Origin of the sequence: Streptococcus hyointestinalis (assembly GCF_041225505.1) — a bacterium.
GTDB lineage: Bacteria > Bacillota > Bacilli > Lactobacillales > Streptococcaceae > Streptococcus > Streptococcus hyointestinalis_B.
On record NZ_JBCLSK010000015.1, the window covers coordinates 26,767 to 38,175 of the forward strand.

At 44.9% G+C, this 11,409-nt stretch carries 11 protein-coding genes; 10 read left to right on the forward strand and 1 reads right to left on the reverse strand.

Annotation, left to right across the window (positions count from 1 at the left end; genetic code table 11):
- Positions 1-63: 63 nt before the first annotated feature.
- From murA to AALA56_RS05235, 8 genes are all read left to right on the forward strand, one after another.
- Positions 64-1,338 carry a UDP-N-acetylglucosamine 1-carboxyvinyltransferase gene (gene murA, locus AALA56_RS05200; RefSeq protein ID WP_369909086.1) on the forward strand — a complete coding sequence of 425 codons (1,275 nt, stop codon included), beginning with the start codon at positions 64-66 and terminating at the stop codon, positions 1,336-1,338.
- The gene (locus AALA56_RS05205; RefSeq protein WP_369909087.1) at positions 1,338-1,526 is read left to right on the forward strand and encodes a DNA-directed RNA polymerase subunit beta; all 189 of its coding nucleotides are present in this window, start codon (positions 1,338-1,340) and stop codon (positions 1,524-1,526) included. The genes murA and AALA56_RS05205 overlap by 1 nt, the downstream gene beginning before the upstream one ends.
- Before the next feature lies 1 nt (position 1,527).
- Positions 1,528-2,391, forward strand: coding sequence for a DNA/RNA non-specific endonuclease (locus AALA56_RS05210; protein ID WP_369909088.1), 864 nt, complete (start codon positions 1,528-1,530; stop codon positions 2,389-2,391).
- 263 nt (positions 2,392-2,654) lie between these two features.
- A complete protein-coding gene (pheS, locus tag AALA56_RS05215; protein WP_369909089.1) occupies positions 2,655-3,695 on the forward strand; it encodes a phenylalanine--tRNA ligase subunit alpha in 1,041 nt (346 codons plus the stop codon).
- Between the two features lie 9 nt (positions 3,696-3,704).
- The gene (locus AALA56_RS05220; protein WP_369909090.1) at positions 3,705-4,226 is read left to right on the forward strand and encodes a GNAT family N-acetyltransferase; all 522 of its coding nucleotides are present in this window, start codon (positions 3,705-3,707) and stop codon (positions 4,224-4,226) included.
- Between the two features lie 40 nt (positions 4,227-4,266).
- The gene (pheT, locus tag AALA56_RS05225; protein ID WP_369909091.1) at positions 4,267-6,672 is read left to right on the forward strand and encodes a phenylalanine--tRNA ligase subunit beta; all 2,406 of its coding nucleotides are present in this window, start codon (positions 4,267-4,269) and stop codon (positions 6,670-6,672) included.
- Between the two features lie 100 nt (positions 6,673-6,772).
- Positions 6,773-7,411, forward strand: coding sequence for a phosphoserine phosphatase SerB (gene serB / locus AALA56_RS05230; protein ID WP_369909092.1), 639 nt, complete (start codon positions 6,773-6,775; stop codon positions 7,409-7,411).
- Positions 7,412-7,421: 10 nt separating this feature from the next.
- A complete protein-coding gene (locus AALA56_RS05235) occupies positions 7,422-8,543 on the forward strand; it encodes a glycerate kinase (RefSeq protein ID WP_369909093.1) in 1,122 nt (373 codons plus the stop codon).
- A gap of 15 nt (positions 8,544-8,558) precedes the next feature.
- Here AALA56_RS05235 and AALA56_RS05240 read toward each other — a convergent pair whose 3' ends face one another.
- Positions 8,559-9,011: a YueI family protein gene (locus tag AALA56_RS05240; RefSeq protein WP_369909094.1), complete on the reverse strand. Its 453-nt coding sequence runs from the start codon at positions 9,009-9,011 to the stop codon at positions 8,559-8,561.
- 204 nt (positions 9,012-9,215) lie between these two features.
- Between AALA56_RS05240 and eno the strand changes: the two genes are divergently transcribed.
- Together eno and AALA56_RS05250 are read left to right on the forward strand one after the other, a co-directional pair.
- Positions 9,216-10,514, forward strand: coding sequence for a surface-displayed alpha-enolase (gene eno, locus AALA56_RS05245; RefSeq protein WP_369909095.1), 1,299 nt, complete (start codon positions 9,216-9,218; stop codon positions 10,512-10,514).
- Positions 10,515-10,728: 214 nt separating this feature from the next.
- Positions 10,729-11,313 (forward strand): hypothetical protein, encoded by a 585-nt coding sequence (locus tag AALA56_RS05250; protein ID WP_369909096.1) that lies wholly within the window; start codon positions 10,729-10,731, stop codon positions 11,311-11,313.
- Positions 11,314-11,409: the final 96 nt, after the last annotated feature.

Consider the following 11,409-nt stretch of genomic DNA (forward strand, 5'->3'; position numbering starts at 1 on the left):
GAAAAAATGACCAGCACAAAACTTTATGCTATAATCAAGATACTATTTTAGATGGAGAATATCATGGATAAAATCATAATTGAAGGTGGCAATACACGATTGTCAGGTCAAGTAACGATTGAAGGGGCTAAAAATGCTGTTTTGCCCTTGCTTGCAGCAACTATCCTCGCTGAAGAAGGCAAGACGACATTAACCAATGTCCCTATTTTGTCAGACGTTTACACCATGAATAATGTGGTGCGTGGTTTAGATGTGGATGTCACTTTTGACGAGGCAAACAATCAAGTCACCGTAGATGCGACAGGTGACATTTTAGACGTTGCTCCCTATGAGTACGTCAGCAAGATGCGTGCCTCTATCGTGGTTTTAGGTCCGCTTCTTGCTAGAAAAGGGCATGCCGTTGTCTCTATGCCAGGTGGTTGTACCATTGGTAGCCGTCCTATTGACTTGCACTTAAAAGGACTTGAAGCGCTTGGGGCTGAGATTACACAGACTGGTGGGGATATCACAGCGACAGCAGATAAGCTAAAAGGCACGACCATTTACATGGATTTTCCGTCTGTAGGCGCTACGCAAAATCTGATGATGGCAGCGACTCTTGCCGAGGGTACGACCATTATCGAAAATGCCGCTCGTGAGCCAGAGATTGTTGACCTTGCTGTTTTACTCAATAAAATGGGTGCTAAGGTCAGAGGTGCAGGAACTGAGACACTGACGATTGTCGGCGTGGACAGTTTGCACGGTGTTGAGCACGATGTGGTTCAAGACCGTATCGAAGCTGGGACATTTATGGTAGCCGCTGCTATGACTTCAGGTGATGTTCTTGTTAAGAACGCCATCTGGGAGCACAATCGTCCTTTGATTTCCAAATTGATGGAAATGGGTGTTGAGGTGACTGAGGAGGAAAATGGTATCCGTGTCAAGTCTGACGTGGCAAAACTCAAGCCAGTGACTGTAAAAACCCTCCCTCACCCAGGCTTCCCAACGGATATGCAGGCGCAGTTTACAGCGCTCATGGCAGTTGTTTCTGGAGAATCAACCATGATTGAGACGGTGTTTGAAAATCGTTTCCAACATTTAGAGGAAATGCGTCGTATGGGACTCCGCTCTGAAATCATGCGTGATACCGCTGTCATCCACGGAGGTGAGCATTTGCAAGGTGCGCCAGTCATGTCAACAGACTTGCGAGCAAGTGCAGCTCTGATTTTAGCTGGGATGGTAGCTGATGGTATCACAACTGTCAGCAAACTCAATCACCTAGATCGTGGTTACTACAAGTTCCACGAAAAATTGCAAGCGCTAGGTGCTACTATTCGTCGTGTAAGTGAGGAAGGGTAATGAATACAGGTTGGCGTTACGTTGTCAAGCAGTTTGGCTTGCTGGGGCTGGTTGCCCTGCTTTGCATTATCTTTTTAGCGCTGGGTCTTGTGATTGGCTACGGCGTGATTGGTGATGGGAAAAATCCCTTTTCTATCCTCTCGCCAGGGACTTGGCATGATTTGATTGGAAAATTCACAGGAAACTGATATGGCAAAGAAAAAAACAGCAAAACGTGCTTCTTACTCACTAGCAGCTCTTCTTGTCGGAGTACTGGCGCTAGCTCTTGGTTATTCGGATATTTTACCCAAGGACAATCCCGTCCGTCAAATCACAAGCAGTCTCGAAACTAAGACCACGAAGTCAACGACAGAAGAGACAGAAGTTGTCGGCAAAACATCTAGCCAAAGTCTAGCCGAGTCGGTTCTAACCACATCTGTCAAAAGTCAGCTAAAGGGAGACATCACATGGAATAAGGCTGGCGCTTTTATCATCAATAACAACAAAACAAATCTCAATGCCAAGGTGTCAAGCGCCCCTTATGCCAACAATAAAACCAAAACCGTCCAAGGACAAACCATCCCAACTGTCGCTAATGCACTGTTGAGCAAGGCTACCCGTCAGTACAAGAGCCGTGAGGAGACAGGAAATGGATCGACCTCTTGGACACCAGCAGGTTGGCACCAGCTCTACAATCTAAAAGGCGCTTACAACCACGCTGTGGACAGAGGGCATTTGCTGGGCTACGCCTTGGTTGGTGGCTTGAAAGGCTATGACGCCTCAACCAGCAATCCCAAAAACATTGCGACCCAAGCCGCTTGGGCAAATCAAGCCAACAGTGACCACTCGACAGGGCAAAACTACTATGAGACTCTGGTTCGCAAAGCGCTTGATAAGAACAAGCGAGTGCGCTACCGAGTGACTCTCATTTATGACGGCGACAATATCCTAGCCTCAGGTACGCACCTTGAAGCCAAGTCTTCTGACGGTAGTTTAGAATTTAACGTCTTTGTGCCAAATGTCCAGTCTGGCTTGACCTTTAACTATGCAAATGGTGAAGTTGCTGTAGATTAGAGGCTTGAAATCTACTAGCCTTTTTGATAAAATGGTAGAAACTAAATAGCGATCTATGAGACTAGTAACCTTGTGGCATTTTTCAGGGAGTGCTAACCGTGACTGGAAGTTAGCTAAAAGAAAGCAGGGCGAATTCACTCATGAGAAGATCTCAATTAAGATCTGCTTAGCAGATGAAAACGGATGGTACCGCGTGTCAACGCTCCGTGTATGGAGCATTGGCACTTTTTTATTGTCTATTTTGTTAAGATATTGGAGGAAGTATGGATTTACAAGAACAACTAGAAGAGTTGCGTACATCAACGCAAGCAAAACTCAAGGAAATGCATGTTGACAATGCCAAGGAATTGCAAGAACTGCGTGTGCAGGTCTTGGGGAAAAAAGGCTCGCTAACAGAGCTGTTGAAAGGCTTGAAAGACTTATCACATGAAATGCGCCCAGTTGTCGGTAAACAAGTCAACGAAGTGCGTGATGTCTTGACCAAGTCTTTTGAAGAACAAGCAAAACTTGTTGAACAAGCTCGCATTGCTAAAAAACTAGAGTCTGAAAGTTTAGATGTGACCCTTCCAGGTCGTCAAATGAAGGTCGGACATCGTCACGTCCTCACCCAAACTAGCGAAGAGATCGAAGATATTTTCCTTGGCATGGGCTTTCAAGTGGTGGATGGTTTCGAGCTTGAAAAGGACTACTACAACTTTGAGCGTATGAATCTACCAAAAGATCACCCAGCGCGTGATATGCAGGATACTTTCTACATCACAGAGGAAATTCTTATGCGCACGCACACTTCACCTGTGCAAGCCCGCACTATGGACAGCCACGATTTTTCAAAAGGACCTTTGAAGATGATCTCACCAGGGCGTGTTTTCCGTCGTGACACAGACGACGCCACACACTCTCACCAGTTCCATCAAATCGAAGGACTAGTCGTTGGGAAAAACATCTCTATGGGTGACCTCAAAGGAACACTTGAGATGATTATCCAAAAAATGTTTGGTGCTGAGCGTCAAATCCGCTTGCGCCCAAGCTACTTCCCATTTACAGAGCCATCTGTTGAGGTGGATGTGTCTTGCTTCAAGTGTGGCGGTAGTGGCTGTAACGTCTGCAAGCAAACCGGCTGGATTGAAATTTTAGGTGCTGGGATGGTACATCCTAGCGTCCTTGAAATGTCTGGTCTTGACTCTGAAGAATACTCAGGCTTTGCCTTTGGTCTAGGTCAAGAGCGTATCGCCATGCTACGCTATGGTATCAATGATATTCGCGGCTTCTACCAAGGCGACACCCGTTTCACAGAGCAATTTTAGGAGGAGCGTATGACTGATATTGCTATTACAAGAGCTGGTTTTGACCAGCTAGAGACTATTCAAGACCTAGCAATGACCACTTTTCGTGAAACCTTTGGACATGACAATACCGAGGAGCAGTTGCAAGAGTTTTTTGATGAGGCTTATACGCTAGAAGTGCTTGGTCAAGAGCTGAAAGCAGAGGATTCTGAGACTTATCTAGTGAGCGTAGACGGCGAGGTGGCTGGCTTTCTCAAGGTCAACTGGGGCGAATCTCAGACAGAAAAGGAGCTTGACGATAGCTTTGAAGTGCAACGTATCTATGTTCTCCAAAAGTTCCAAGGACAAGGCTTGGGCAAACGTCTCTTTACCTTTGCGCTAGAGCGTGCGAATGAACTAGGCTTTACATGGGCATGGCTAGGCGTTTGGGAACACAACACCAAAGCGCAAGCTCTTTACAAAAAATACGGTTTTGAAAAATTCTCAGAGCACCAGTTTGCTGTCGGTGACAAGGTGGATACCGACTGGTTAATGCGTAAATATCTCAAGTAATAGAAAGGAGCAAGCACACCATAGCGTGTGTGACAAGTGTATGTTATTATCTTATAAATGGCTCAAAGAGCTTGTTGATGTGGATGTGACAAGTGCTGAGCTAGCCGAGAAGATGTCAACGACAGGGATTGAAGTAGAGGGCGTGACAAGCCCACAGACAGGTCTGTCAAAATTAGTCGTTGGTGAGGTTTTATCTTGCGAGGATGTGCCAGACACTCATCTTCATCTCTGTCAGGTGGACACAGGGGATGAAAGTCCACGTCAGATTGTCTGTGGTGCACCAAACATCAAAGCAGGTATCAAGGTGATTGTAGCGCTTCCAGGCGCTCGTATCGCTGACAATTATAAAATCAAAAAAGGCAAAATCCGTGGCATGGAGTCGCTAGGGATGATTTGCTCGCTACAAGAGCTTGGTCTTCCAGACAGTATCATTCCTAAGGAATTTTCAGATGGCATTCAAATCTTGCCTGATGAGGCTGTGCCTGGTGATAGCATTTTCCCTTATCTTGATTTGGACGATGAGATTATCGAGCTCTCCATCACGCCAAACCGTGCGGACGCCCTTTCTATGCGTGGTGTCGCTTACGAAGTAGCTGCCATTTATAGCAAAGCTGTGCATTTCCCAGAGCGTACGCTTTTTGAGGTTGAAAAGCCAGCAGCTGATGAGATTTCAGTAGCTATCGCCTCTGACAAGGTCTTGACCTATGCTAGTCGTGTGGTGGAAAATGTCACTATCAAACCAAGCCCACAATGGCTTCAAAACCTCTTGATGAATGCAGGCATTCGCCCCATTAACAATGTCGTTGACGTCACCAATTTTGTCCTCTTGTACTTTGGACAACCTATGCACGCCTTTGACCTAGATAAGTTTGAAGGACGTGACATCGTGGCACGTGAAGCCCGTGAGGGTGAAGAGTTAGTGACACTTGACGGTGAGACACGTGAGCTTGTCGCAGGTGACTTGGTAATTACCGTTGGTGACAAGCCAGTAGCGCTTGCTGGTGCCATGGGGGGACGTGACACTGAGATTGATGAAAATTCTAAAAATGTCGTTCTTGAAGCGGCTGTCTTTGATGGGACAAGTATCCGCAAGACCAGTGGACGTCTCAATCTGCGCTCTGAAAGTTCTTCACGTTTTGAAAAGGGCGTGAACTACGCCACTGTCCTTGAAGCATTGGACTTTGCAGCTGCTATGCTGACCGAGTTAGCTGGTGGGGAAACCCTTGCAGGGCGTGTTGTCGCAGGTAATCTCCCATCAGAACCTGTCCAAGTCTCAAGCAGCCTAAGCTATGTCAATGCACGTCTGGGGACAGATTTGACTGCCGATGATATCAAGGATATCTTTAAGAAACTTGGCTTTGGTTTAGAGATTTCTGGAGACAGCTTTACCGTGTCTGTTCCTCGCAGACGTTGGGATATCAGCATTCAAGCGGACTTGGTTGAGGAGATTGCTCGTATTTATGGTTATGACAATCTGCCAACAACCTTGCCAGAATCTGGTAGCACCGTTGGTGAGTTGACCACTTCACAACGCCTTCGCCGTGAAGTGCGCACCATCGTTGAAGGACTGGGGCTTTCCGAAATCATCACTTATGCCTTGACTACCCCTGAAAAGGCAGTTGAATTTGCCCTCAAACCAAGCAATATCACAGAGCTCATGTGGCCAATGAGCGTGGAGCGCTCTGTTCTGCGCCAGAATATCGTCTCTGGTATGCTAGACACTGTCGCCTACAATAGCGCTCGTAAAAATACCAACCTAGCTCTCTATGAGATTGGTAAAGTCTTTGAGCAGACTGGCAATCCAAAAGAAGACCTGCCAAATGAAATCACAAGCCTAGCCTTTGCCCTATCAGGTCTCGTAACGGAAAAAGACTTCCAGACAAGAGCAGTTCCTGTTGATTTCTTCCATGCTAAGGGTGTCTTAGAAGCTTTGTTTGCTAAGCTCGGACTAGAAGTTGACTATGTGCCAACCAAGGATATCGCTAGCATGCACCCAGGGCGCACAGCGCTCATCGTCCTAGATGGTCAAGAAATTGGTTTTGTTGGTCAAGTGCACCCGCAAACCGCTAAAGATTACGCTATTGGTGAGACTTATGTTGCTGAGCTCAATCTGGATGTTATCGAGTCTCATTACCACAAAGCGCATATCTTTAAGGAAATTACCAAGTTCCCAGCCGTTAGCCGTGACATCGCTCTCTTGGTTGAAAACAGCGTCAGCCACAGCGACATCATCACAGCGATTAAAGCCGCTGGTGTGAAACGCCTAACAGACATCAAACTCTTTGACGTCTATGCTGGTGAAAACATCCAAAAAGGCTTCAAATCAATGGCTTACAGCCTAACATTCCAAAACCCAACAGACAGCCTCACTGATGAAGAAGTTGCCAAATACATGGCTAAAATCACAGCTTCTCTCGAAGAAAAGGTTAATGCGGAAATTCGTTAATGACAGAAAACTTCCCTAGAAAACTAGCGGAAGTTTTTAGCATTTGCAGTTATCAGAATTTTCAAGTAAAATAATAATACAATAAACGAGGAGGAAGCAAATGAGCGTTAAGGGATTGTTAGTGATGGATGTGGACTCTACCTTGATTCGAGAAGAGGGGATTGACCTATTGGGAGAAAAAGCGGGCGTTGGAAGTGAAGTGGCAGACATCACCGAGCGTGCTATGAGAGGTGAGCTGGACTTTAGACAAGCGCTTTTTGAGCGTGTGGCACTACTAAAAGGACTGCCAGAGACGATTTTTGAGGACGTCTTGCAGGAAATGCACTTTACACAGGGAGCACGTGAGCTGGTTGAGACCTTGCATGCACGTGGCTACAAGGTAGGCTTGGTCTCAGGAGGCTTTCACGAGAGCGTAGATAGCTTAGCCAAAGAGCTCGGTATCGACTATGTCAAAGCCAATCGCCTAGAAGTCAAGGGCGGCAAGCTGACAGGACGTGTCCTAGGTGATATTGTGACCAAAGAAACCAAGAAAAACTGCCTAGAGCAGTGGGCGCATGAAAATGGACTTAGTCTTTCTGAGACAGTTGCTATGGGAGATGGCGCCAATGACCTTCCTATGATTCAGACAGCAGGCATTGGTATTGCCTTTTGCGCAAAGCCCATCGTTAAAGAACAAGCACCTTACCAGATTAACACAGCTGACTTGACGCAGGTGCTTGCGATTTTGGACGACAAATAAGGAGGACAGCATGCACATTCTCATAGCACCGGATTCTTTCAAGGAGAGCTTGTCTGCGTTAGAGGTGGCAGAAGCGATAGCGATCGGTTTTAGGTCTGTTTATCCAGAAGCGACCTTTGATTTATTGCCCGTTGGAGACGGTGGCGAGGGGACTCTAGCGAGTCTTAGCACCAACCTCCATATGACTACAAAAACAACTCTGGTCAGCGATCCATTTGGAGAAAAGAGAGAAGCGCCTTATGCGGTTTTGGGCAATCTTGCCGTCTTTGAGATGGCGAGTATCTGCGGTTTAGAGCTCATTTCTAAGACACAGCGTAATCCCTTACAGCTAAGCACACAAGGCGTTGGAGAGATGTTCGTTCATCTGAGTCAAGTGGGTGTCACAGAGGTTATGGTTGGTGTTGGTGGCTCAAGCACTAACGACGGTGGCATTGGCATGGCAAAAGGCTTAGGCTATCGCTTTTTAGACGCCAATGGGATAGAGCTAGAAGCTATCGGTGACAATCTTTCTAAAATCGCCGTTATTGATGGCAGTCAAGTTCCCAAAGCACTTAAAAAGTTAAAAATAACCATTATCACTGACGTGACCAATCCTTTGTGTGGTTCAAACGGTGCGACTTATGTCTTCGGTGGGCAAAAAGGCTTGCCAGTAGCAGATATGAAAGCTGTTGATGAGGCGATGTACCAGTTTTACCAAAAAGCTAACCCTGCTGTCATCACTGCACCTGGTAGCGGTGCGGGAGGTGGTATGGCAGCGGGCTTGATGACCTTTTTAAATGGTCAAGTTGTCTCTGGTATTGACGCTGTGCTTGACTACTCACACTTTGATGAGCGTGTGCAAAAAGCGGATCTAGTCATTGTCGGAGAGGGGCGATTGGACCGTCAGAGTCTGTCTGGTAAAGCCCCTGTCGGTGTCGCAAGACGAACGCCACAAAATACCCCAGTCATTGCCATCTGTGGCAGTCTGGCTGATGACTTGCCAGATTTTCCGACTAGCAACATCACAGCAGCTTTTCCCATCATCCCTTCTCTAAGCAGTCAGGAAACTTTATTTCAGAATACTGAAAAAAATCTCATACGAACAGCGCAAAGTATCGCTAATCTGTTAAAACTAAACGAAAAAAGCTGGTAGAACCAGCTTTTTGTCTTAGTGACCAAATAATTTTTTGAAAAAAGATTCCTTTTTAGGGTGTGGCGTTGGTTTTGCTTCCAGCAAATCTGGAAATTGCACTGCAAAATCAGTGCTCTCGATATTTTCTGCTTTATTTGTGTGGACGATAATACCAAACGGTGAGTTGGCGGCATTTTCATCAACGATCGTGGCAGAACATCCCTTATCCTGCGCTTTTTTCATATAGAAAATCTGCGTCTCAGTGTTTAGTTTTGGCGAGATTTTGACCGAAAGGGGCGAAAAAGTCTGTGAAAGTCGCTCTAAAGCTTGAGAAAATGTCTTTTGTATCCCCTCTGTCTGCGCTTCTTGAAGCGCAATGGTCAAGACAACTCGCTCTCTAAAGGTCCCGAAATAGCGACGCTGCTCATCGGGGTTAAGCCTTGTCTCACCTGTTGCTTTTTGTAAAATTTGTTTATCAAGGTCTGTCATAATAGCCTCCTGTGTAGGTAATTGCCTTTATTATAACGAAAAAAAGCCAAAAAAGCAGAAATGAAAGCCAAAAGCCAAGGATAATGTCACAAAAAGAGAACAACTCATTTATAAAAGCGCTTTCTATAGGTTTTTTCTTGTTATTACAGCCAGATTGTGGTATTATTAACATGTAAAAAATATAACTCATAAGGAGAGTATGTAATGTCAATTATTACTGATGTTTACGCACGCGAAGTCCTTGACTCACGCGGTAACCCAACACTTGAAGTAGAAGTTTACACTGAATCTGGTGCCTTCGGACGCGGTATGGTTCCTTCAGGAGCTTCTACTGGTGAGCACGAAGCAGTAGAACTTCGTGATGGTGACAAGTCTCGCTACAACGGTCTTGGAACTCAAAAAGCTGTTGATAATGTAAACAACATCATCGCCGAAGCACTTATTGGTTACGATGTTCGCGACCAACAAGCTATCGACCGTGCTATGATCGCTCTTGACGGTACTCCAAACAAAGGTAAACTAGGTGCTAACGCTATCCTTGGTGTATCTATCGCTGTTGCTCGTGCAGCTGCTGACTACCTTGAAGTACCACTTTACAACTACCTTGGTGGTTTCAACGCTAAAGTGCTTCCAACACCAATGATGAACATCATCAACGGTGGTTCACACTCAGACGCTCCAATTGCTTTCCAAGAGTTCATGATTGTACCTGCTGGTGCACCTACATTCAAAGAAGCTCTTCGTTGGGGTGCTGAAATCTTCCACACTTTGAAGAAAATCCTTAAAGAACGTGGACTTGAAACAGCTGTTGGTGATGAAGGTGGTTTCGCACCTAAATTTGACGGTACTGAAGATGCTGTAGAAACTATCATCAAAGCTATCGAAACTGCAGGTTACAAACCAGGTGAAGAAGTATTCCTTGGATTTGACTGTGCTTCATCAGAATTCTACGAAGATGGTATCTACGACTACACTAAATTCGAAGGTGAAGGTGGTGCTAAACGTACTGCAGCTGAACAAATCGACTACCTTGAAGAGTTGGTAAACAAATACCCAATCATCACTATCGAAGATGGTATGGATGAAAACGACTGGGACGGTTGGAAAGCTCTTACTGAACGTCTTGGTGGACGTGTTCAATTGGTTGGTGACGACTTCTTCGTTACAAACACTGACTACCTTGCACGTGGTATCAAAGAAGGTGCAGCTAACTCAATCCTTATCAAGGTTAACCAAATCGGTACTTTGACTGAGACTTTCGAAGCTATCGAAATGGCTAAAGAAGCTGGTTACACTGCCGTTGTATCACACCGTTCAGGTGAAACAGAAGATTCAACAATCTCTGACATCGCTGTTGCAACTAACGCTGGTCAAATCAAGACAGGTTCATTGTCACGTACAGACCGTATCGCTAAATACAACCAATTGCTTCGTATCGAAGATCAACTTGGTGAAGTTGCAGAATACCGTGGTTTGAAATCATTCTACAACTTGAAAAAATAATCCTTGATGAACAAGGTTTTAGAGCTATTGGAAATTTCCAATAGCTCTTTTTTTACTTTTGTGGAGTATAGTTGAAGTAAGTTATCAATTATCTAGAACATATGGACAGTGTGTGGTGGGTAAGGTATAATGTAATTGTAGAGACGACAAAATTAAATCAAGCTATGTGCAGTAACTGATTCACACTAAAAGCTGTGTAGGAGAAAAAAGGAATATGTGGTTATTACTATTTGCAGTAGGATTTTTTGGCTTTTTTGCTGCTCTTGTTGTTTTTATTTGGTCTTTTATTAAGAAAGATAAAGGATTGCGTAAAAAGTCGCTCATAGCGGGTTTAGTGTGCCTTGTGCTATTTGTCGCTGGTAGTTTGATGGCACCCGATGATGAAACGGACTCCTCAACTAAAACAGCGAAAACTGAACAAACATCTACTAAAAAGACATCAAGCAGTAAGAAAAAAGAAAAAACGTCATCACCATCTTCTTCTAAAAGAAAAACTGCTACTTCAAGTAAGAAAAAGAACTCATTATCTAGAAGTTCTTCATCTAAGAAGAAAAGTTCATCTAAATCTAGCTCATCGTCTAATAGCTCCTCGAGCACTGAGTCTAGCTCAAGTGGGAAAGAATACGACGACTCAGTAAATAGCGCTTTTGCATCCGCTCTAAATTCAGAAATCAATACAGCCCTTAGTGAAAACGGTTCTACTGTTCAGTTTAGTGTATTAGCTGATGGTTCAGCGCTTATTGATGTCGTTGTTCCACAAGACTATAAATATTTATCAAATACCCGTGGTGCTAGTTGATTTCAAAATACAATAAAAGGCCCAAAAGGACTATACTGTAAGTGTTCAAACAAACAGGAGGTTAGTCCAAATGAGCCACTTACAGTATACCGCTAA